Source organism: Streptomyces sp. 840.1, from assembly GCF_003751445.1.
Classification (GTDB): Bacteria; Actinomycetota; Actinomycetes; order Streptomycetales; family Streptomycetaceae; genus Streptomyces.
The window spans coordinates 4,421,088-4,441,733 of record NZ_RJUU01000001.1 but is presented as its reverse complement, the minus strand read 5'-3'; the positions used below and the strand labels follow the sequence as shown (position 1 = coordinate 4,441,733).

The window sequence follows — 20,646 nt, the reverse complement described above, 5'->3', positions numbered from 1 at the left end:
CCACCGGCCGCTCCGGCAGCCGAGTTGGTGCAGGCAGCACCGGTTTGCCCGAAGGAGCCCCACATGACCCCGCCCGTCGTCCACTCGCTGCGCGAACAGATCCGCGAGCACATCGTGGACGGGATCGTCAGCGGGCGCTGGAAGCCGGGCGAGCGGATCGTGGAGCGTCGCATCGCCACCGAGCTGGAGGTCAGCCAGACACCCGTGCGCGAGGCGCTGCGGGAGCTGGAGACGCTCCGGCTGATCGAGTCGGCGCCCAACAAGGGCGTGCGGGTCCGCAACCTCACGGCGGCCGATCTGGAGGAGAGCTACCCGGTCCGGGCCGGCCTGGAGCAGATCGCCGCGGAGCTCGCGGCGCCCGGCCTCGGCGTGGACTGCTCACGGCTCGCCCCGCACGTCACGGCCCTGTACGAGGCCGACCGGCTGGCCGACGGGGAGGCGCAGGTGCGCCACACGGTCGGCTTCCACCGCGAGCTGGTCCGGGCGGCCGGCAACGCCGTGCTGCTGCACACCTGGGAGGGGCTGGGCATCGAGGTGTTCACCGCCCTGTCGATCCGCTGGCTCGGCACGGTGCAGAAGTCCTACGCCGAGGAGCACGAGGCGCTCATCGAGGCGTTCCTGCGCAACGACCCGGACATCGGCGTGCTGGTCAAGGCGCATGTGCTCGGCTGCGCACCGCGCGCCTGAAGCGACATCGGAGCCCGAAGCACCGGAGGCGTTGCGCATGTGACGCGAGTGGCGCTCTCATGCGCAGTCGGGCGCCCCTTTTAGGCGTTAGATCCCGTCACTCCGTGCCCCGATTCGCGGCACCGCATGCCACTTTCTTCATATCGAGAAGTTTTGCCTTTCATCCTTTGATCGATCATCGATCGGCGACTTACAGTTCACTTCGCGGGCCCACCGGCCCCATCGCCCTGTCCTGCCAGTCAGGGACTTTCTCCACCCCCCTCCTCACCGGAAGGCGGCGAACATGACCGACCCCGTTGGAAAGCTTCCGAGCGAGCTCGACCAGCTCCCGGACCGCGACCCCGAGGAGACCGCCGAATGGGCGGCCTCCCTGGATGCCGTCACCAAGGCCGCAGGCCCGCACCGCGCCGCATACCTGATGCGCCGCTCGCTCCAGCATGCCGAGGGCGCCGGTCTCGCGCTGCCCAAACTGCTGGAGACCGATTACGTCAACTCCATCCCGACCGCCGCGGAGCCCGCCTTCGACGGTGACCTGGAGATGGAGTCGAAGATCACCGCGTGGAACCGCTGGAACGCGGCCGCGATGGTCACCCGTGGCTCCCGGTTCGGCGTCGGCGGCCACATCGCCACCTTCGCCTCGGCAGCCTGGCTGTACGAGACCGGCTTCAACCACTTCTTCCGGGGCAAGGAGGGGGACGGCTCCGGCGACCAGCTCTACATCCAGGGCCACGCCTCCCCCGGCATATACGCCCGCGCCTTCCTGGACGGCCGGCTCAGCGAGCAGCAGCTCGACAACTTCCGCCAGGAGGCGGGCGGCGAGGGTCTGCCCTCCTACCCGCACCCGCGGCGGCTGCCCTGGCTGTGGGAGTTCCCCACCGTGTCGATGGGCCTCGGCCCGCTCTCGGCCGTCTACCAGGCGCGCTTCAACCGCTACCTGAGCAACCGCAACATCAAGGACACGTCGAACTCGCACGTCTGGGCCTTCCTGGGTGACGGCGAGATGGACGAGCCCGAGTCGACCGCCGCCCTCGCCCTCGCGGCCCGTGAGCAGCTCGACAACCTGACCTTCGTCATCAACTGCAACCTGCAGCGCCTCGACGGTCCGGTCCGCGCCAACTTCCGCGTGGTCCAGGAGCTGGAGGGCGCGTTCCGGGGCGCCGGCTGGAACGTCGTCAAGACGCTCTGGGGCAACGCCTGGGACGAGCTGTTCCAGCTCGACACCACGGGTGCGCTGGTGCGCCGGCTCCGGGAGGTCCCGGACGCGCAGTTCCAGACGTACGCCACCCGTGACGTCGCCTACATCCGCGAGCACTTCTTCGGTGCCGAGCCCGCGCTCGCCGAGCTGGCGAAGCTGCTCACGGACGCGAAGATCGCCGAGTGTTTCCACACCTCGCGCGGCGGCCACGAGGCCCGCAAGGTGTACGCGGCGTACAAGGCCGCGGTCGAGCACAAGGGTGCTCCGACCGTGATCCTGGCGCAGACGGTGAAGGGCTACACGCTCGGCCCCGGCTTCGAGTCGCGCAACGCCAACCACCAGATGAAGAAGCTCGACGGCAAGCAGTTCCGCGCGATGCGCGATCTGCTGGAGCTGCCGATCCCGGACTCCAAGCTGGACGAGGGCCTGGTGCCCTACGGCCACCCGGGCGCCGACTCCCCCGAGGTCCGCTACCTCCAGGAGCGCCGGGCCGCCCTCGGCGGTCCCGCCCCGGCCCGCCGGGTGCACGCGGTGGCACTGCCGCAGCCCGAGGAGCGCGCGTTCGCCGCGCTGAAGAAGGGTTCCGGCAAGCAGGAGCTGGCCACCACGATGGCCTTCGTCCGGCTCGCCAAGGACCTGATGCGGGACAAGGAGACCGGCAAGCGCTGGGTTCCGATCGTCCCCGACGAGGCCCGCACCTTCGGTATGGAGGCGCTGTTCCCGTCGGCCGGCATCTACTCGCCGCTGGGCCAGACGTACGACCCGGTCGACCGCGACCAGCTGATGTACTACAAGGAAGCCAAGGACGGCCAGGTCCTCAACGAGGGCATCACCGAGGCCGGCGCCATGGCCGACTTCATCGCCGCCTCCACGTCGTACGCGACGCACGGCGAGCCGATGATCCCGTTCTACATCTTCTACTCGATGTTCGGCTGGCAGCGCACGGGCGACCAGTTCTGGCAGCTGGGCGACCAGCTCGGCCGAGGTTTCGTGGTCGGTGCCACGGCGGGCCGTACGACCCTGACGGGTGAGGGCCTCCAGCACGCGGACGGCCACTCGCACCTGATCGCGTCCACGAACCCGGCGTCGCTCAACTACGACCCGGCGTTCGCGTACGAGATCGCGGTGATCGTCCAGGACGGTCTGCGCCGGATGTACGGCCCCGAGGCCGAGAACGTCTTCTACTACCTGACGGTCTACAACGAGCCGAAGCCGCAGCCCGCGATGCCGGAAGGCGTCGAGGAGGGCATCGTCAAGGGCCTCTACCGGTTCAAGGAGGGCACGCCCGCGAAGGCGGACGCGCCGCGCCTTCAGCTGATGGCCTCCGGTACGGCGATCCACTGGGCCCTGGAGGCCCAGGAGCTGCTGGCCTCGGACTGGGGTGTCACGGCCGACGTCTGGTCCGCCACCTCGTGGGGCGAGCTGCGCCGCGACGCGCTGGAGTGCGACGAGGCGCTGCTCCGCGGTGAGCAGCGGGTGCCGTACGTGACCCAGGCGCTGGAAGGCGCACCGGGTCCGGTCCTCGCGGTCAGCGACTGGATGCGCGCCGTGCCGGACTCGATCAGCCAGTGGGTGGAGCAGGACTGGTCCTCGCTCGGTACGGACGGTTTCGGCCTCTCCGACACCCGCGAGGCGGCCCGTCGCCACTTCGGCGTGGACGCGCAGTCGGTCACCGTCGCGGCACTGGCCCAGCTGGCCCGCCGCGGCGAGGTACCGGCGTCGGCGGTCAAGGATGCCCGCGAGCGGTACGGGCTCTGACAGCAGCCCCCTCGCGCACTCAGGCCCGTCCGGCGGGAGGCACTGTCCTCAATCGCCGGACGGGCTTGGTGTGCCCGGCACAGGCCTTGTCCTCAATCGCCGGACGGGCTTGATTTGCCAGCCCGAGGCACCGTCAAGCCAGGCCGAGGCACCTCCAGCCCGGCCGAGGCACCTCCAGCCCGGCCGAGGCACCTCCAGCCCGGCCGGCGATTGAGGCCATCTTGAAGCCGGGCCGGCGATTGAGGCCACCTTCAAGCCCGTCCGGCGATTGAGGACGTCTTCAAGCCCGGCCGGCGATTGAGGCCACCACCCCGGCCCGCGCCCACCCCCACCCCCGACCGCGGCCACAATGGCCGCATGCGTGCTGCCCGGCTCATCAGAATGGTGCTGCTCCTGCAGTCCCGCCCCGCCATGACCGCCGCCGAGCTCGCCCGGGAGCTGGACGTGTCGGAGCGGACCGTCACCCGGGACGCCCAGGCGCTCTCCGAGGCCGGGGTCCCGGTCTACGCGGAGCGGGGGCGGGCCGGCGGCTACCGGCTCGTCGGCGGCTACCGGACCGGGCTCACCGGCCTCGCCCGGGACGAGGCCGAGGCGCTCTTCCTCTCCGGCCTGCCCTCCGCGCTGCGCGAGATGGGCCTGGCGGACGCCGGGTCGGCCGCGCGGCTGAAGGTGTCCGCCGCGCTGCTGCCCTCCCTGCGGGACGCCTCCACCGGGGTCACCCGGCGCTTCCACCTGGACGCGCCCGGCTGGTACCGGGAGCCGGCCACCCCCGAGCTGCTGCCCGCCGTCGCCGAGGCGGTGTGGGACGACCGGACGGTACTGGCGCGTTACCGCAGGCCCGGCCGGGAGACCGAGGTGGAGCGGGAGCTGTCGCCGTACGGACTCGTGCTCAAGGCCGGGATCTGGTACCTGTGCGCCCGCGCGGCTGACGACTTCCGGGTCTACCGGATCGACCGGTTCACGGCCGTCACCGTGTCGGAGACCCGGTTCGTCCGGGACGAGGGCTTCGACCTGCCGGGGTTCTGGGACGAGCGCGCGGCGCAGTTCGCCCGGTCGATCCTGCGTACCGAGGTGACGCTGCGCCTCTCGGAGGCGGCCGCCGCCCGGCTGCCGAACGCCGTGGACCGCGTCGCCGCCCTGGACGCCCTGGAGGCGGCAGGACCGGCGGAGCCCGACGGGTGGGTGACGGTCACTCTGCCGGTCGAGTCCCTGGACGTGGCGTACGGCCAGTTGCTCGCCCTGGGACCGGAGTTGGAGGTCCTGGCCCCTGCCGAGCTGCGGTCCCGGTTCGCCGCCGCCGCCGAACGGCTGCACACGCTCTACCGGGGGCCCCGCTAGGGCCTGTCTTCAAACTGCCGTCGTCGCCCGAAGGGCGGCCGGGCGGCGTCAGGTGCATGCTCTCGGCATGCCGACCCCGGGCCCCTGTACTGGACGTACCGGGGTCCGGGGCCGGTGCGGCGAGAGTGCGTGCATGGCGCCGCCCGGCAGACGGCAGTTTGAAGACAGGCCCCAGGGCCAGTCCGGCGGACAGGCCTCGGCCCTCACCCTCTCGGGGAGACCGTAAGGCTTCATTTCGGTGTCTCCGCGTGCGTCGCCTGCCGCCAAGGCAGATGCTGGACCCGTGATGGACGAGACGGAATTCTGGGAGATCGTCGACAGCACCCGCGAGGCCGCCGACGGCGACCCCGAGGACCACGCCGACCTGCTGGTCGAACGGCTGGTGCGGCTCGATCCCGATTCCGTGCTGGACTTCGCCCGGCACTTCGAGGCCCGCTACAACCGCGCCTACCGCTGGGAGCTGTGGGGCGCCGCCGCCGTACTGCTCGGCGGGGCGAGCGACGACGCCTTCGACTACTTCCGCTGCTGGCTCATCGGCCAGGGCCGGGAGGTCTTCGAGGGCGCCGTGCACGATCCGGACAGCCTCGCCGAGCTACTCGACGACTTCGACGAGGAGCTGGACGGGGACGCGGAGGAGCTGGGCTACGCCGCCGACGAGGCGTACGAGCAGCTCACCGGGGTGGTCGCGCCGGACCTCGGGCTGCCGCCCCAGCCGGCCGAGCCGGAGGGCACCGCGTTCAGCCTGGAGGACGACGCGGCCCTGGCCGAGCGCTTCCCGTTGCTGCAGGAGCGGTTCGGCGGCGTCTGAGCCCCGCCGCGCGACCGCTCCCGCTCCCCTGCCCCGTCCCGGTCAGTAGTGGGTGCCGCCGTCGATGCGGATCTCCGTACCGGTAATGAACGCGCCGTCCTGCGAACCGAGCATCGCGACGACGCCCGCCACGGTGTCCGGGCTGGCGAAGCCCTCGCCCAGCGCGGGGGCCAGCTTCACGAAGAGGGACATGTCGGCGTCGGCCGGGAGTCCCGGGCCGTTGCCACTGGTCATGTCGGAGGAGATCGAGCCGGGCGCCACGGCGGCGAAGCGCAGCCCCTGCTTGCTGTACTCGGCGGCCAGCGCGTGGGTCATCGACTGGATGCCGCCCTTGCTCGCGGCGTAGGCCGACATGTAGGGGTGCGCGAAGCTCGCGGACGTCGAGGAGAAGTTCACGACGGCCGGCCTGTCGCCCGCCAGCAGTGCGGGTATCGCCTCCCGGATCATCAGGAAGGTGCCGGTGAGGTTGACCGCGATGACCTTGTTGAAGAACTCCAGCGAGGTCTTGTGCGTGTGCTCCGAGCGCAGGATGCCCGCGGCGTTGACCAGCACGTCCAGCCCGCCGAGGGCGGCCACCGCGGCGGCGACACCGGTGCGTACCTCGGTCTCGTCCGAGATGTCGAGGACGGCGGTGGTGAGGCGGCCGGCGGTGCCGTCGGCCTCGGCCGTGGCGTACGTGGCCCGCAGCCCGGCCTCGCTGACATCGGCGGCGACGACGAGGCCGCCCTCCGCGAGGACGCGGTGGACGGTGGCCTGCCCGATGCCGGAGCCCGCGCCGGTGATGAGTACGCGTCGGCCTTCGTAGCGGTTCATATGAGGTCTCCCGATCTCGAATCCCCCGGTGACAGTCAGTTGCCTGTCCACCGTACGCCTAGGTGGCACGTTTTGCCACGACGGCATTGTGTGTACCCAATCGATGCAGGGAGGGCCCGGCCGGGGTAAACTGCGGGGAATGAACCCGCCGCAGCCGTCACTCACCGAACGCCGCAAGGCAGCGACCCAGCTGGACATCGCACGGGCCGCCGCCGCGCTCTTCGCCGAGCGCGGGCCCGACGGCACCACGGCCGAGGACATCGCCCGCCGGGCGGGCGTCGCGCTGCGCACCTTCTACCGCTACTTCCGCTCGAAGCAGGACGCGGTGGGGCCGCTGCTCACCGGCGGCGCCGAGCGCTGGCAGGCGCTGCTCGAAGCGGCGGAGCCGGGCGCCCCGCTCGCCGGGGTCCTGGAGCGGGCGGTGACGGACGCGCTCGGTCCGGGCGACGAGTACGCCGCGGAGCAGCTCGGCCAGACGCGCGGGCTGCTGCGGGCGGCGCAGGACGATCCGGCGCTGCGGGCCGTCTGGTACCGGGTCAACCAGGACTCGGAGGAGCGGCTGCTGCCGGTGCTGACCCGACTGGCGGGCGACGCGGCGGACCCCCTGGAGGTCCGGCTCGCCGCGGCCGCCGCCACGGACGCGGTCCGGGTGGCCCTGGAGACGTGGGCGGGTACGGACGCCCCGGCGACCGGGGCCGGCTCCCCCGCCGACCTCGCGGTGCGCTGCCTGCACCAACTCACCGGCGGAATGCGGCTGTTCAACCGCTGACCGGGCACACCGGCCGGCTCAGGGGGCGAGCGAGCGTCCCATCAGCACGTCGTCGACGTAGCGGCCGGCCAGGTAGAACTCACCGGGCAGCACTCCCTCGACGGCGAACCCCTCCGATTCGTACAGCGCACGCGCGGGCGTGTTGTGCCCGAGCACCCGCAGGGTCATCCGGTTCGCGCCCTGTTCGCGCGCCGCCGCCATCGCCGCCCGCAGCAGCGCCCTGGCGATCCCCCGGCCGCGGGCCCAGTCGGCCACGGCCAGGCCCTGTATCTGGCGTACGTGCGCGTTGCAGGCCAGCGGGGTCGGCGGGACCAGCCTGGTGTACCCGGCCAGCCGTATCCCGCCGGCCGCGTCCCGCACCTCGGCCACCAGGAAGTCCGGCGGCCGGTGGGTGTCGTCGAAGAACGGGTCGTACGGGGGCTGCGGCCGGGGCGACACGGCATGCAGCGTCGACCAGGTGGCGCGGTCGAGTTCGCTGAGGGCGGCCTCGTCGGAGGCGGCCGAGGGGCGGACGGAATGGGCCGGATGGGCGTGGATCTCGGACATGCGGGCCACTGTGCCACGCCCCTTCCGGGCCTCGGGTACGGCAGGATGGCCCCATGCCGCACTCCCGTATCGCCGTCACCGGATCGACCGGACTCATCGGAGCGGCCCTGGTGCGCTCCCTGCGGGCCGACGGGCACGAGGTGGTCCGGCTGGTCCGGCACCCGGCCCGGTCGGGCGACGAGGTGGAGTGGGACCCGAAGCGCAGCTACGTCGACGTGGCCGGGCTGGTGGGCTGCGACGCGGTCGTCCACCTCGCCGGGGCCGGGGTGGGCGACCACCGCTGGACCGAGGCGTACAAGCGGGAGATCCGGGACAGCCGGGTGCTCGGCACCGCCGCGATCGCGGATGCCGTCGCCTCGCTGGACACCCCGCCGAAGGTGCTGCTGGCCGGTTCCGCGATCGGCTTCTACGGCGACACCGGCGACCGGGCGGTCGACGAGAGCGCCCCGCCCGGGGACGGGTTCCTGCCGTCGGTGTGCGTGGAGTGGGAAGAGGCCACGGCCGCCGCCGAGGAGGCGGGGGTACGGACCGTGCACGCCCGCACCGGACTGGTCGTCGCCCGCGAGGGCGGCGCCTGGGGGCGGCTGTTCCCGCTCTTCCGGGCGGGACTCGGCGGGCGGATGGGCAACGGGCGGCAGTACTGGAGCTTCATCGCGCTGCACGACCACATCGCGGCCATGCGGCACATCCTCGACACCCCGGAGCTGTCCGGGGCGGTGAACCTGACCGGCCCCGACCCCGTCACCAACGCCGAGGTGACGGCGGCGATGGGCCGGGTGCTGCGCCGGCCGACGCTCTTCACCGCGCCCGCGCCGGCGCTGCGGATCGCCCTGGGCGACTTCGCCGGGGATGTGCTGGGCAGTCAGCGGGTGCTGCCGGGGCGGCTGCTGGACGCGGGCTTCTCGTTCGCCTTCCCGGGGATCGACGCCGCCATCCGGGCGGCACTGCGCTGATCCGGCCCCGCGCGAACCACGGCGGCGGGCCCGCCGCCGCCCCGGCCGCCGCGGTTCCCGGGCCCCGCGAGCCCCAGCGACGCCAGGGACCCCACCCGTAGACCGATTCAGACGAATGTGCGACCCCGTGCACCGGTGCCCCGGTGCGCGCGACTGCGCCGATAACCGGCCGCGCTTCTAGCCTCATGCCGAACTCGCGCATTGCGGTGGCCTGTTGAGGGCAAAACCCTCCCACCAATCGCGCCGACTCGGGGAGGGCACGTGCTCAGCACGGCACACCACGCGGACGTCGTCATCATCGGGGCCGGGATCGCCGGCCTGGCAGCGGCTCACCAGCTGACCAGCGCGGGAGTGAGCGTCAGCGTTCTGGAGGCCGGCCCCCGGGTCGGCGGCCGGATGATGACCGAGGAGGTGGACGGATTCCGGCTCGACCTCATCGGCCCGCTCCTCAACACCTCCTACCCGGAGCTGTACGCGACACCCGGGCTCGGCGAGCTCGTCCTGCGGAACTTCTCCCCCGGCGTGCTCGTCCACAGCGAGGGCCGCCGCCAGCGCACCGGCGAGATACGGAGCACCCGGGGCGCGCGCAACGCCCGGGGCGCTCTCAAGGCGGCGCGCGCCCTCGCGAGTACCCCCAGGGCGCCGCTCGGCGGGGCCATCACCGGGGCCATGGGCGGCGCGATCGAACAGGCCAGGCTCGGCGCGGCGCTGTCCCGGCTCGCCGCCACCCCCCGGGCCCGCGTGCTGGCCAGGCCCGAACGGACCGCGCTGGAGGCCCTGTCCGGCCGCGGCCTGTCCCCCCGTACGCTCAACGGCTTCGTGCGCCCGCTGCTCACCGCGCTGCTCAGCGACCCCGCGCTCACCACGTCCAGCCGGTGCGCCGATCTCGCGCTGCGCGACTACGCCGGCGGCAGGCTCTGCGTACCGTCGGGGGGTTCGGGCACCCTGCCCGAGCTGCTGGCGGCGGCGCTGCCGCCCGGCACGGTGCGCACGGGCGTGCACGTCACGGCCGCCGACATCACCTCGGTGCGCACCAAGGAGCACGGCGAACTGGGCTGCCGCTCACTGCTGCTGGCCACCGGCGCGGGTGCCGCCGCCGAACTGCTGCCCGGTCTGCGGGTGCCGTCCTTCCACCCGGTGACGGTGCTTCACCACACCGCCCCCGCTCCCCCGCCGACCGGTGCGTCACTGGTGCTGGACGCCGACCGCTCGGGCCCGGTCGCGCACACCGCGGTGATGAGCGAGGTCGACCCGGCGCGCGCCCCGCACGGCCGGACGCTGGTCAGCTCGACGGTGCTCGGCACCCCGCCGCCCGAGTTGGACCGCGCGGTCCTGGCCCACCTCGCCGTGCTGTACGGCACGCCGACCGACGACTGGGAGCTGCTCGCCGTCCACCACGACCCGGAGGCGGTGCCCGCGATGGCGGCCCCGCACGACCCCCACCGCCAGGTCCGGCTGCTCGCGGGGCTGTACGTGTGCGGCGACCACCGCGACACGAGCACGGTCCAGGGCGCGCTGTCCTCGGCCCGCCGGGCGGCCGACGCGATCCTCGCCGACCTGGGTGTACGGCCCGGACACGGAAGCACCGCCGCGCTGCCCGAGGCCGCCTAGGGAGCGGGACGCGCTCACCCGAGCGCGGCGACCCGCTCCCGGTACCCGCGCACCGGGGCGGCGTCCCGGAACGGTTCGAGGCGGCGCTCGAAGTCCCGTACGTACTCGGTGGCGCGCACCGATCGCATCTCGGCGGCCTGCTGGGCGGCCTCCGCGCCCAGCCGGCAGGCCTGGTCGAGCTCTCCGAGCCCGAGCCGCGCGGAGGCCAGCACCACCCGGCAGAACAGCCGGCTGCGGGCGTACGCGGGGGCCCGCAGCTGCAGCGAGCGCTCCGCGTGCTGGGCGGCGGCCCGGTACTGCTGGAGGTCCCGGTGGCAGTGCCCGAACTCGTCGGCGAGCTGGGCCTCGTCGAAGTAGCGCGCCCAGTGCGGCACTTCGTCGCCGGGCCGGGAGACCTCCAGCGCGCGCTCGGCCCGCGCCAGCGACGCCACGCAGGCCTTGGCCTCCCCGAGCACCCCGTGGCCGCGCGCCTCGACCGCGTGCAGCAGGGCCAGTACCGCGTTCGGTGCCGCCGAGCCGATGCCCTGCTGGGCGACGCGCGCCAGCTGCACCGCCTCCCGGCCGTGCCCGAGGTAGACGGCCTGCCGGCTCATGGTGATCAGTACGTAGCTGCCGTAGGCGCGGTCCCCGGCGGCCTGGGCCAGCCGTAAGGACTGCACGAAGTACCGCTGGGCGAGCCCGTGCGCGGCGATGTCGTACGAGGTCCAGCCCGCGAGTCGGGTCAGATCGGCGGCGGCGGCGAACAGCCGCCGGCCGGTGGCCTCGCCGTAGGTGCCGCGCAGCATCGGTTCCGTCTCGTGCTCCAGGTAGCGCACCAGGGCCTGGCGGGCGTGGCCGCCGCCGTAGGCGTTGTCCAGGGTGCGGAAGAGCTCGGCGACCGACCTGAGCGCGGCGACGTCGCCGCTGCTGACCTTCTGGCCCGAGCCCCGGTCGGTCTGCCGCTGCCGGGGGACGCCCGGGGCGCCTGGGCCGCCGCCCGGCGCGTGCGGCGGGACGGGGGCGCCCGGCAGGCCGTGGGCCGCCGGAGGGCCGGGCGGCCGGGGCGGGAGGGGTCCCCGCGGACCGGGGCGGCCGCCGGGGCCGGGGGGCCCGCCCTGCTCGGGGACCGCGCCGAGGGCACCGGCGAGCCCGGCGCCTCCGGGGTGCCCGTTCACTCCTGTGCCGTAGCCGCCGCGCGCCACCCACTCGTCCGCCCGGCCGATCAGCCAGTCCCGGCTGGGGACGACCAGGCCTGCCGGGGTGAAGGCGATCTTCCGCAGCTCCGCATGGCTGCCGGAGTCCTTGCGCCACAGCCCGCTGACGATGTCGACCGCCTCGGCGGGCGTCGCGGCGAACTCCAGGCCCGCGTAGACGGGTGCGCAGGCGTCCAGGCCCAGATCCTGGGCGGAGAGTCTGCGCCCGAGCCGCCGGGTGAAGACCTCCGCGATCAGGGCCGGGGTGGTCCCGCGCGGCTGCTGTCCGCGCAGCCAGCGGGTCACGGAGGTCTTGTCGTACCGCAGGTCCAGGCCGTGTTCGAGGCCGAGCTGGTCCACCCGGCGGGCGAGGCCGGCGTTGGAGAATCCGGCTTCGGTGATGAGCGAGGCGAGTCGGCGGTTGGGCGTGCGCTGCGGAGGTCGTTCCGACATCAGCTGTACGGTCTCCTGCCTTCGGGGCCGGGCGGGCAGCCCTTATGGAACGGCGCGAATTTAGCGGCCTCCGGGGCGACCTCGGCCACCTTCGCTTCACATTCATCCGATCGTGTGAGGATTGCGGAGAAGCTGACGCGAACCACCTGCCCGGCCGCTCCCGGTCGGCCGGTCGTACAGTTGCGGGAGGCGCGATTCGGTGCATGGTGCCGTGGCGACGGGGCACCCCCCGGCTCCCCGGCGCCGCAAGGAGAAAGGCTGCTGCCGTGACTGAGCTTCGGTTCGTCCGTCTGGGATTCGGCGAGGAATCCGTCGACTACCGGGAGGCCTGGCAGAAGCAGCGCGAGGTGCACGCGGCACGGTTCGAGGACACCGTCCCCGATACCTGTCTGCTGCTGGAGCACCCGCCCGTCTACACGGCCGGCCGGCGCACCGCCGACAGTGAGCGCCCCCTGGACGGCACACCGGTCATCGACGTCGACCGCGGCGGCAAGATCACCTGGCACGGGCCGGGCCAGCTGGTCGGCTACCCGATCCAGAAGCTGCCGCGCCCGGTCGACGTCGTCGCGCACGTGCGCCGGCTGGAGGAGGCGCTGATCCGTACGGCCGCCGAGTTCGGGGTGGCGACCAGCCGGGTCGAGGGCCGCAGCGGCGTCTGGGTGCTCGGGGACCCGGTCGAGCAGCGCCCGGCGATCGGCGGCCTCTCGCTCGACTTCGACCCCAGGCTCCAGGACGAGGAGTTCGACGCCCGGCTGAACGGCCCCGAGTACGCCCCGTCCAACGCCGGCCAGCGCCGCGAGGACCGCAAGCTGGCCGCGATCGGCATCCGGGTCGCCAAGGGCGTGACGATGCACGGTTTCGCGCTCAACGTGAACCCGGACAACACCTCGTTCGACCGGATCGTGCCGTGCGGGATCCGGGACGCGGGCGTGACCTCACTGGCCTACGAGCTGGGCCGCGACCTCACGATCACGGACGTGCTCCCGGTCGTCGAGAGGCACCTGCGGGACGTCCTGGAGAACGCCGAGCTCGCTCCGCGCGTCATCGAGCGCCCGGCCGATGCCGTGGCCACGGCATGACGCTCGGAGTACCGCTCCGGGAATAGGCCCTGCCGGCCACAGGTTGGCCAGACGTAAAGCCGTACGAACTACGGGCGTACCCTGGTGTTCGCCGAAGAATCCAATGCAGTGAAAGCAAAGGGGAGTGCCGGAGTGTCCGCTGTCGCACCCGACGGGCGCAAGATGCTGCGCCTTGAGGTCCGGAACAGCCAGACCCCCATCGAGCGGAAGCCCGAGTGGATCAAAACGCGGGCGAAGATGGGCCCCGAGTACAACCAGTTGCAGAAGCTCGTGAAGAGCGAGGGTCTGCACACGGTGTGCCAGGAGGCGGGCTGCCCCAACATCTTCGAATGCTGGGAGGACCGCGAGGCCACCTTCCTCATCGGCGGCGACCAGTGCACCCGGCGCTGCGACTTCTGCCAGATCGACACGGGCAAGCCCCAGGAGCTGGACCGGGACGAGCCCCGTCGCGTCGGTGAGTCCGTCGTCACGATGGACCTGAACTACGCCACCATCACCGGCGTCGCCCGCGACGACCTGGAGGACGGCGGTTCCTGGCTGTACGCGGAGACCGTGCGCCAGATCCACGCGCAGACGGCGGAGCGGGAGGGCGGCCACACCAAGGTGGAGCTGCTGATCCCCGACTTCAACGCCGAGCCCGCGCAGCTCGCCGAGGTCTTCGCCTCGCGCCCCGAGGTGCTGGGGCACAACGTGGAGACGGTGCCGCGGATCTTCAAGCGGATCCGCCCCGGCTTCCGGTACGAGCGCTCCCTGGAGGTCATCACCCGGGCCCGCGAGGCCGGTCTGATCACCAAGTCCAACCTGATCCTCGGCATGGGCGAGACCCGCGAGGAAGTCAGCCAGGCCCTGCGGGACCTGCACGACGCGGGTTGCGAGCTCATCACGATCACCCAGTACCTGCGGCCGACCCCGCGCCACCACCCGGTCGAGCGCTGGGTGAAGCCGCACGAGTTCGTGGAACTCAAGGACGAGGCCGACGCGATCGGCTACTCCGGTGTGATGTCCGGGCCGCTGGTCCGTTCCTCGTACCGCGCGGGCCGGCTCTTCCAGCAGGCGATGGAGCGGCGCGGCGCCGCCGCCGTGCCCACCGCGTAGCCCACGGCCCGTGTGAAACCGGGCACAAGAAGCTACTGAGAAGTAACAGCTGATTCGACGCGGCCCGTCCGCTCCTCGCAGGTCGGAGGCGCGGATGGGCCGCGCCGACGTGCGCGGCGCCGCTATCAAGGTTTCATTGGTGTTTGACCGACCGGTCATGCGCTGGTAACACCGAGCAGTGACCCTGGATGCACGCAGCGCAGTGGTTCAGCCGCCACTGCCCACGCAGCTTCCGTATCCAGTCCGCGCAACACAGTCCGCCCACTGAGCGCCGCTCAGTCCGCGCATCCGTTCCGAGGGGACTTCCACGATGCAGGCCGCGCCGGTACGCGCCACAGCCATTCCGACCGTCACCAATGCCCTCCGCGCCGTCGAGTCGCTGCTGCTGAGCAGCGGCCAGGCCACGGCCCGTCGCAACGCCTGGACGGCCGTCCTGGAGGACCGCCGCCGGGCAAAGGACCGGGTCGAGTCCGAGTCCGTACTGGAGGCCGTGGCCGAGCACCGTTCTTAGGCCACGTAAACTTCATTGCATGGCGAGGAAGGCAAAATCCACTGAAGGCGCGGACAGCGCCGAGAACGCGGGGCGGCTCAAGCAGATCGCCCTGACCTACAAGATGACCAGGCGGACCGACTCCAAGATCGGTCTTGTCGTCGCGGGTGTGGGAATCGTCACCTTCGGTGTCCTCCTCGCGATCGGTTTCTTGATCAACCACCCGATCTACGTGGGCATCCTGGGCTTCGTGCTCGCCCTCCTCGCGATGGCGATCGTCTTCGGACGGCGTGCCGAGCGGGCCGCCTTCGGGCAGATGGAGGGCCAGCCGGGCGCTGCGGCGGCCGTCCTGGACCGCGTGGGCCGAGGGTGGTCCACGACCCCCGCGGTCGCGATGAACCGCAGCCAGGACGTCGTACACCGCGCCGTGGGCAAGGCGGGCATCGTGCTGGTGGCGGAGGGCAACCCGAACCGGGTGAAGTCCCTGCTCGCGGCCGAGAAGAAGAAGATGGCCCGCATCGTGGTCGACGTACCCGTGCACGACATCATCGTCGGCAACGGCGAGGGCCAGGTGCCGCTGAAGAAGGTGCGCACCAAGATGCTGAAGCTGCCGCGCGTCCTGACCGGCCCGCAGGTGACCGCGGCCAACGACCGGCTGCGCGCGATGGGCGACCTGATGAGCAACATGCCGCTGCCGAAGGGCCCGATGCCGAAGGGCATGCGGATGCCGCGCGGCGGAAAGATGCGCTGACGGCGCACGGAGACGGAATACGACGCTCAAGAGGGCGGGTCACGAACCAGGAGTTCGTGACCCGCCCTCTTCGCGTGCGCCGTCCGCGTTGTCTGCCGCCTCAGCCACGGACCTGGACGGCGCGGGCCACCCGGTCGTGCAGCCCCCGCCCGTCGCGGTCCCAGACCAGGGCCGGGATCACCAGGCACAGCAGCACCGTGCGCACCAGCACCCGCCCGAGACCCAGCCGTCCGCCGCCCTCGGCGACGACCCTGATGCCCGTGACGCGCTTGCCGGGCGTGCGGCCGATGGTGCCGACGGTGAGCAGGCTCAGTACGAGGAAGATCCCCACCGCCCAGTTGCCGGCCGCCTGCTGGTCACCGCGAGCGAACAGCCCGTATGCGATCAGCATGCACAGGGCCCAGTCGATGAAGATCGCGCCGAAACGGCGGCCGAGCGGCGCCACGGCCCCCGGCCCCTGCTCGGGAAGCCCGAGCCGCTTGCCCCGGTACCCGAAGTCGGCGCCCATGTCCTCGGCGGCCGCACGCGGCCCGGAGAGCCACGATCCGATTGCTTGCCTGTTGTCCACCCGACCACGGTACTGCGCGCCCCCGAGCCCACTGCCGGGCGGGTGGAACAGCGGCTCTCCGGCGCCGCCGGGAAACCCGTACGAAACCTCCCCAGAACCCGCCCGGAACCAGTCACCGCACGGTCACGAGGCGCTGCTCACACCCGGCCCGGTTAACTTCGGCGAAACAAATGGGTCATGCTTGAGAAATCCGGTCTGCCTATGGTCGGGTCCAGCGTGTGCCACCGCACTGGCCGCACAACGAGCTGCAACCCCGCCCCGCCCGGGTCGGGAGTAGGAGGAGTTGGATGTTCCAGAACGCCGACGACGTGAAGAAGTACATCGCCGACGAAGACGTCAAGTTCATCGACGTCCGGTTCTGCGACCTGCCCGGTGTGATGCAGCACTTCACCATCCCGGCGGCGGTCTTCGACCCGACCGAGGAGCTCGCCTTCGACGGCTCGTCGATCCGCGGCTTCCAGGCCATCCACGAGTCCGACATGGCGCTCCGCGCGGACCTGTCGACCGCCCGTGTCGACCCCTTCCGCCGCGACAAGACCGTCAACATCAACTTCTTCATCCACGACCCGATCACCGGCGAGCAGTACAGCCGTGACCCGCGGAACGTGGCCAAGAAGGCCGAGGCGTACCTGGCCTCCACCGGTCTCGCGGACACCGCGTACTTCGGCCCCGAGGCCGAGTTCTACGTCTTCGACAACGTCCGCTTCCAGACGTCGGCGAACGAGAGCTTCTACCACATCGACTCCGAGGCCGGCGCCTGGAACACCGGGTCGGAGGAGAACAACCGAGGCTACAAGGTCCGCTACAAGGGCGGTTACTTCCCGACCCCGCCGGTGGACCACTTCGCCGACCTGCGTGCCGAGATCTCCCTGGAGCTGGACAAGAACGGCCTCCAGGTCGAGCGCCAGCACCACGAGGTCGGCACGGCCGGCCAGGCCGAGATCAACTACAAGTTCAACACGCTGCTCGCCGCGGCCGACGACCTGATGCTCTTCAAGTACATCGTGAAGAACGTCGCCTGGCGCAACGGCAAGACCGCGACCTTCATGCCGAAGCCGATCTTCGGCGACAACGGCTCGGGCATGCACGTCCACCAGTCCCTGTGGGCCGGCGGCGACCCGCTGTTCTACGACGAGCAGGGCTACGCGGGCCTCTCGGACATGGCGCGCTACTACATCGGCGGCATCCTGAAGCACGCCCCGTCGCTGCTGGCGTTCACCAACCCGACGGTGAACTCCTACCACCGCCTGGTCCCCGGCTTCGAGGCCCCGGTCAACATGGTCTACTCGCAGCGCAACCGCTCCGCCGCGATGCGCATCCCGATCACGGGCTCCAACCCGAAGGCCAAGCGCGTCGAGTTCCGCGCCCCGGACCCGTCGTCCAACCCGTACCTCGCCTTCTCGGCCCTCCTGATGGCCGGCCTGGACGGCGTGAAGAACAAGATCGAGCCGCCGGAGCCGATCGACAAGGACCTCTACGAGCTGGCTCCCGAGGAGCACGCCAACGTCCAGCAGGTCCCGACGTCCCTCCCGGCCGTCCTCGACGCCCTCGAGGCGGACCACGAGTACCTCCTCGCGGGCGGCGTCTTCACGCCCGACCTGATCGAGACGTGGATCGACTTCAAGCGCACGAACGAGATCGCCCCGATCCAACTGCGCCCGCACCCGCACGAGTTCGAGCTGTACTTCGACCTCTAGGCCCAATGCCGTAGTCCGAAAGCAGCGCCGTCACACCCGCAGGGCGGGTGTGACGGCGTCTGCTGTGTGCGATCCCGACAACGCGGCGGGGATGGGGTCTCCCCTGCCCGAGCGAGGCCGAGACCTTGAGGAAGTGCCGGACGCCGCCACGCAGACGGGATTTCTCAAAACCCGCCCCGAGGGCCGGCCCGCCCGGCCGGTTCACTGACTCGATGACAGAAACGCCAAGCGAGGGCCGCTCCCCCAGCTGGGGGAGCGGCCCTCGATGCTGTCCGGCGCCTGCTCCGCCCGATCAGCTCAGCTCCTTCGTCACCCGCTCCATCACACTCTGCCAGTGGGCGCGTTGCTGCTCCCGCTCCTCCGCGTTCGCCAGGTGCTCCTGGTGAAAACGGAGGATGCTTCGGTCACCGGAGCTGGAGACCGCCAGCTGTACCGTCGTCGTGCCGCGGGTGGCCCGGATGCGGTCACCTGGGCGGTAGCTGCGAATCTCCCCGGTCACACCGTCGACCGTCTCGAACTTCGCCCCCTTCGCGGGGGCGGGAGGAAGCTCCGCGCCTTCGCCCAGCCAGAGCTCGATGCCCTCAGGACTCACCATGAAATCCCAGACGACGGAGCGCGGGAAAGGCAGTGTCGCGGAGACGCCGATCTGCCAACCTGCATCTTGAGTGAGTCCTTTGGGCATGACGATGCTCCTTCCGGGCGGCTCACTGCCGCAGGCCGCTTTGGGCAATGTAGTGATTATAAGCGTTGCGCATGATTCTGCAACGGAAAGTCACTGCCGGGGAGACACAAGAGCCTTCTCGGCCAACCTTGTTGAATTAAAGAAGGTGGATCAAGGAAGGAGTCATGATCCATGCACTCCGATCCCCTCCTGATGGGATATCGGCGAGTGGGGAGCTCCCGCCGCCCTGAGCCGCGCGGCTCCACAAGAAGTCACCAGGCGCGGGAGCGAAGGGCACAGGCACTCCTCCAAGGGCCGTCCCGTAATCCCTTGCGGGCGCTCGACGACAGCTACGGCACCTCGCTGCGTTGTCGAAACGCCCGAATACATCCAGTATGCGGACGCTCCTCCGCCTTGCGATGCACCGCATCCGACGCCGAGCGCTGATCCACCAGGGATTACGGGACAGTCCTTAGGCGACGCAGAATTCGTTGCCCTCGGGATCCTGCATCACGGTGCAGTTTCCCGTCGGCTCCCTGACCTCGCGAACCACCTTCGCCCCGGCGTCGACCAGCTTCGACACGTGCTCGGTCAGCTTCGTCACGCCCGCGTCCGGGGTGTGCCTCTCCCCGGCCCGCAGCTGCACATCGATGTGCACCCGATTCTTCACGGCCCTTCCCTCGGGCACCTTCTGGAACAGCACCCGAGGGCCGGCCCCGTCCGGATCGACCGCTGCGGCCATGGAGTCCCAGCGTTCCTGCGGCAACCCGATCGACTGCGCGAACTCCGCCCACGATTCACATCCCGGAGGCGGTGGCTGCACCACGTAGTCGAGAGCGAGCGCCCAGAATTCCGCCTGCCTGGCGGGATTCTCGGCATCGAATGTCACTTGCACACTGATTGCCATAATCGAATCCAGAAATCAACTCAGGAGATGCGGCCCGGCCGCAAGATGTCCGGACGTCAGCACCTAAAACCGGCATGAGCCAAAAGAGTCACGCTTCCACGACTTTCGCATGGTGTACCTGCGCGGCACTCACACAGCCGCATCCATTCACCCATTCGAGGGAAACGAGTGCGGCCGTGACGCAGTATGCGGGGAGTGGAAGGCATGCGCCGATCGGCCAGGCCGTACCTGAGTCCCGTACCGGGAACACCTCCCGGTCAGGGCTTTCGTGCGAGTACCGCGCCGTTCGCCCCCGGGGCGGAGAAGCGAACCGTATGTACTTCGTCGAATCCCGCGGCACGCAGCCACTCGCTGTACTCCGCCGCTGTGTAATTGCGGCCCCACGTCCCGACCAGCATGTTCATGCTCATGAGCGCCGCGTCGAGCGGTCCCGTCTTCTCGTCGTTGACGAGCAGTTCGCTGATCACGAGCCGGCCGCCGCCGGGCAGTGCGCGATAGCACTTGGCGAGGAGTTCCCGGTTACGCGCCTCGCCCCAGTCATGCATGATCATCGACAGCAGAATGGTGTCATGCCCCGTCGGCAGCTCGGGGTCCTCGAAGAAGTCACCCGGGTGCGTACCGATCCTGGCGGAGAGCCCGGCGTCAGCTATTTTCCCAGCGGTGTACGCGCACACGTGCGGCAGGTCGTACACCGTGGCGGCCAGGTGGGGGTATCGCCGGCACAGCTCTATCACGAAGGCACCGCCGCCCCCGCCGACATCGAGGAGCCTGGGTGCCGTGCTGAAATCGACCGCGTCCGCCAGTACACCGGCGGTCATCGAGGACAGCGGACGGAGGCCGTCCCAGAAGGTGCTCGCCCGGTTGCCGGCGTCGAAGATCCTTTCCTGCTGATCCGGGTCCCACCGGCTCGGACTGTCGGACCGGATGGCCTCGGTGACACGCAGCCAGCCGGGCGTGGTGTGGCTCCTCAGCATGTCGATGTAGTCGCCGAAATAGCGGGGCCCGCCACGCACCAGGTACTCCTCGGCCGTCGGCGTATTGACGTATCGCGCATCTGCTCCCGGCGCATCGTCCCGCACCAGCAGTCCGAGCGCGGCACACGCGGTCAGGAGGATCTCGGACGGCCGGCCCGCGATACCGAGCCCCTCCGCCACCTCCGCCGCCGAGGCCCCCTTCTCCGCCGACAGGAAGCCGAACAGGCCGAGGTCGACGGCCCCGCACAGGGTCTGCGAGGCCCACATTCCGCCGGCGATCCTCAGCAGCCCGTCAAGGGCGGGGGCTTCGGGTTCCGGCAC

General features: G+C 71.1%; 19 protein-coding genes. 12 read left to right on the top strand and 7 right to left on the bottom strand.

Annotated elements, in window-relative coordinates:
• Window positions 1–63 precede the first annotated feature (63 nt).
• The 4 genes from EDD93_RS20310 to EDD93_RS20290 all read left to right on the top strand — a co-directional run bounded on the left by EDD93_RS20310 (window position 64) and on the right by EDD93_RS20290 (window position 5,786).
• On the top strand, window positions 64–687 hold the full coding sequence (locus EDD93_RS20310) for a GntR family transcriptional regulator (RefSeq protein WP_123526496.1): 624 nt from the start codon (window positions 64–66) through the stop codon (window positions 685–687).
• Between the two features lie 283 nt (window positions 688–970).
• Window positions 971–3,640 (top strand): pyruvate dehydrogenase (acetyl-transferring), homodimeric type, encoded by a 2,670-nt coding sequence (gene aceE / locus EDD93_RS20305; RefSeq protein ID WP_123526495.1) that lies wholly within the window; start codon window positions 971–973, stop codon window positions 3,638–3,640.
• 357 nt (window positions 3,641–3,997) lie between these two features.
• The gene (locus EDD93_RS20300) at window positions 3,998–4,978 is read left to right on the top strand and encodes a YafY family protein (RefSeq protein ID WP_123526494.1); all 981 of its coding nucleotides are present in this window, start codon (window positions 3,998–4,000) and stop codon (window positions 4,976–4,978) included.
• A gap of 286 nt (window positions 4,979–5,264) precedes the next feature.
• The gene (locus EDD93_RS20290) at window positions 5,265–5,786 is read left to right on the top strand and encodes a DUF4240 domain-containing protein (protein ID WP_123526493.1); all 522 of its coding nucleotides are present in this window, start codon (window positions 5,265–5,267) and stop codon (window positions 5,784–5,786) included.
• 42 nt (window positions 5,787–5,828) lie between these two features.
• Here EDD93_RS20290 and EDD93_RS20285 read toward each other — a convergent pair whose 3' ends face one another.
• The gene (locus tag EDD93_RS20285) at window positions 5,829–6,599 is read right to left on the bottom strand and encodes an SDR family NAD(P)-dependent oxidoreductase (protein WP_123526492.1); all 771 of its coding nucleotides are present in this window, start codon (window positions 6,597–6,599) and stop codon (window positions 5,829–5,831) included.
• Between the two features lie 139 nt (window positions 6,600–6,738).
• On the opposite strand from EDD93_RS20285, the gene EDD93_RS20280 reads away from it, so the two are divergent.
• Window positions 6,739–7,368 (top strand): TetR/AcrR family transcriptional regulator, encoded by a 630-nt coding sequence (locus EDD93_RS20280; protein ID WP_260255798.1) that lies wholly within the window; start codon window positions 6,739–6,741, stop codon window positions 7,366–7,368.
• A gap of 18 nt (window positions 7,369–7,386) precedes the next feature.
• Here the strand turns inward: EDD93_RS20280 and EDD93_RS20275 are convergent, their stop codons facing one another.
• Window positions 7,387–7,914, bottom strand: coding sequence for a GNAT family N-acetyltransferase (locus EDD93_RS20275; protein ID WP_123526490.1), 528 nt, complete (start codon window positions 7,912–7,914; stop codon window positions 7,387–7,389).
• Window positions 7,915–7,967: 53 nt separating this feature from the next.
• Between EDD93_RS20275 and EDD93_RS20270 the strand changes: the two genes are divergently transcribed.
• Entirely contained in the window at window positions 7,968–8,867 is a 900-nt protein-coding gene (locus tag EDD93_RS20270; RefSeq protein ID WP_123526489.1) for a TIGR01777 family oxidoreductase, read from the top strand.
• A gap of 261 nt (window positions 8,868–9,128) precedes the next feature.
• The gene (locus EDD93_RS20265; protein ID WP_123526488.1) at window positions 9,129–10,478 is read left to right on the top strand and encodes an NAD(P)/FAD-dependent oxidoreductase; all 1,350 of its coding nucleotides are present in this window, start codon (window positions 9,129–9,131) and stop codon (window positions 10,476–10,478) included.
• Between the two features lie 14 nt (window positions 10,479–10,492).
• Here the strand turns inward: EDD93_RS20265 and EDD93_RS20260 are convergent, their stop codons facing one another.
• The gene (locus EDD93_RS20260) at window positions 10,493–12,103 is read right to left on the bottom strand and encodes a regulator (RefSeq protein WP_123526487.1); all 1,611 of its coding nucleotides are present in this window, start codon (window positions 12,101–12,103) and stop codon (window positions 10,493–10,495) included.
• 266 nt (window positions 12,104–12,369) lie between these two features.
• Between EDD93_RS20260 and lipB the strand changes: the two genes are divergently transcribed.
• From lipB to EDD93_RS20240, 4 genes are all read left to right on the top strand, one after another.
• Complete coding sequence (gene lipB, locus EDD93_RS20255; RefSeq protein WP_123526486.1) at window positions 12,370–13,182, top strand: lipoyl(octanoyl) transferase LipB; 813 nt, start codon at window positions 12,370–12,372, stop codon at window positions 13,180–13,182.
• A 132-nt stretch (window positions 13,183–13,314) separates the two neighbouring features.
• Complete coding sequence (gene lipA / locus EDD93_RS20250; RefSeq protein WP_123526485.1) at window positions 13,315–14,277, top strand: lipoyl synthase; 963 nt, start codon at window positions 13,315–13,317, stop codon at window positions 14,275–14,277.
• Between the two features lie 310 nt (window positions 14,278–14,587).
• Window positions 14,588–14,788, top strand: coding sequence for a hypothetical protein (locus EDD93_RS20245; protein WP_123526484.1), 201 nt, complete (start codon window positions 14,588–14,590; stop codon window positions 14,786–14,788).
• Between the two features lie 19 nt (window positions 14,789–14,807).
• Window positions 14,808–15,518 carry a DUF4191 domain-containing protein gene (locus EDD93_RS20240; RefSeq protein WP_123526483.1) on the top strand — a complete coding sequence of 237 codons (711 nt, stop codon included), beginning with the start codon at window positions 14,808–14,810 and terminating at the stop codon, window positions 15,516–15,518.
• A gap of 100 nt (window positions 15,519–15,618) precedes the next feature.
• On the opposite strand, the gene EDD93_RS20235 is transcribed toward EDD93_RS20240, so the two are convergent.
• A complete protein-coding gene (locus tag EDD93_RS20235; RefSeq protein ID WP_123526482.1) occupies window positions 15,619–16,086 on the bottom strand; it encodes an RDD family protein in 468 nt (155 codons plus the stop codon).
• A gap of 287 nt (window positions 16,087–16,373) precedes the next feature.
• On the opposite strand from EDD93_RS20235, the gene glnA reads away from it, so the two are divergent.
• The gene (glnA, locus tag EDD93_RS20230) at window positions 16,374–17,783 is read left to right on the top strand and encodes a type I glutamate--ammonia ligase (RefSeq protein WP_123526481.1); all 1,410 of its coding nucleotides are present in this window, start codon (window positions 16,374–16,376) and stop codon (window positions 17,781–17,783) included.
• 292 nt (window positions 17,784–18,075) lie between these two features.
• On the opposite strand, the gene EDD93_RS20225 is transcribed toward glnA, so the two are convergent.
• The 3 genes from EDD93_RS20225 to EDD93_RS20215 form a co-directional block, all read right to left on the bottom strand.
• A complete protein-coding gene (locus EDD93_RS20225; RefSeq protein ID WP_123526480.1) occupies window positions 18,076–18,465 on the bottom strand; it encodes an SRPBCC domain-containing protein in 390 nt (129 codons plus the stop codon).
• A 451-nt stretch (window positions 18,466–18,916) separates the two neighbouring features.
• Window positions 18,917–19,351 carry a VOC family protein gene (locus EDD93_RS20220; RefSeq protein ID WP_123526479.1) on the bottom strand — a complete coding sequence of 145 codons (435 nt, stop codon included), beginning with the start codon at window positions 19,349–19,351 and terminating at the stop codon, window positions 18,917–18,919.
• Window positions 19,352–19,608: 257 nt separating this feature from the next.
• Entirely contained in the window at window positions 19,609–20,646 is a 1,038-nt protein-coding gene (locus EDD93_RS20215; RefSeq protein ID WP_260255797.1) for an acetylserotonin O-methyltransferase, read from the bottom strand.

Coding starts and splice junctions, on each gene's coding strand:
- EDD93_RS20285 (WP_123526492.1), bottom strand. CDS start 6,599: ATGAACCGCTACGAAGGCCGACGCGTACTCATCACCGGCGCGGGCTCC.
- EDD93_RS20310 (WP_123526496.1), top strand. CDS start 64: ATGACCCCGCCCGTCGTCCACTCGCTGCGCGAACAGATCCGCGAGCAC.
- aceE (WP_123526495.1), top strand. CDS start 971: ATGACCGACCCCGTTGGAAAGCTTCCGAGCGAGCTCGACCAGCTCCCG.
- EDD93_RS20270 (WP_123526489.1), top strand. CDS start 7,968: ATGCCGCACTCCCGTATCGCCGTCACCGGATCGACCGGACTCATCGGA.
- EDD93_RS20280 (WP_260255798.1), top strand. CDS start 6,739: ATGAACCCGCCGCAGCCGTCACTCACCGAACGCCGCAAGGCAGCGACC.
- EDD93_RS20300 (WP_123526494.1), top strand. CDS start 3,998: ATGCGTGCTGCCCGGCTCATCAGAATGGTGCTGCTCCTGCAGTCCCGC.
- EDD93_RS20275 (WP_123526490.1), bottom strand. CDS start 7,914: ATGTCCGAGATCCACGCCCATCCGGCCCATTCCGTCCGCCCCTCGGCC.
- EDD93_RS20260 (WP_123526487.1), bottom strand. CDS start 12,103: ATGTCGGAACGACCTCCGCAGCGCACGCCCAACCGCCGACTCGCCTCG.
- EDD93_RS20245 (WP_123526484.1), top strand. CDS start 14,588: ATGCAGGCCGCGCCGGTACGCGCCACAGCCATTCCGACCGTCACCAAT.
- EDD93_RS20225 (WP_123526480.1), bottom strand. CDS start 18,465: ATGCCCAAAGGACTCACTCAAGATGCAGGTTGGCAGATCGGCGTCTCC.
- EDD93_RS20220 (WP_123526479.1), bottom strand. CDS start 19,351: ATGGCAATCAGTGTGCAAGTGACATTCGATGCCGAGAATCCCGCCAGG.
- glnA (WP_123526481.1), top strand. CDS start 16,374: ATGTTCCAGAACGCCGACGACGTGAAGAAGTACATCGCCGACGAAGAC.
- EDD93_RS20240 (WP_123526483.1), top strand. CDS start 14,808: ATGGCGAGGAAGGCAAAATCCACTGAAGGCGCGGACAGCGCCGAGAAC.
- EDD93_RS20290 (WP_123526493.1), top strand. CDS start 5,265: ATGGACGAGACGGAATTCTGGGAGATCGTCGACAGCACCCGCGAGGCC.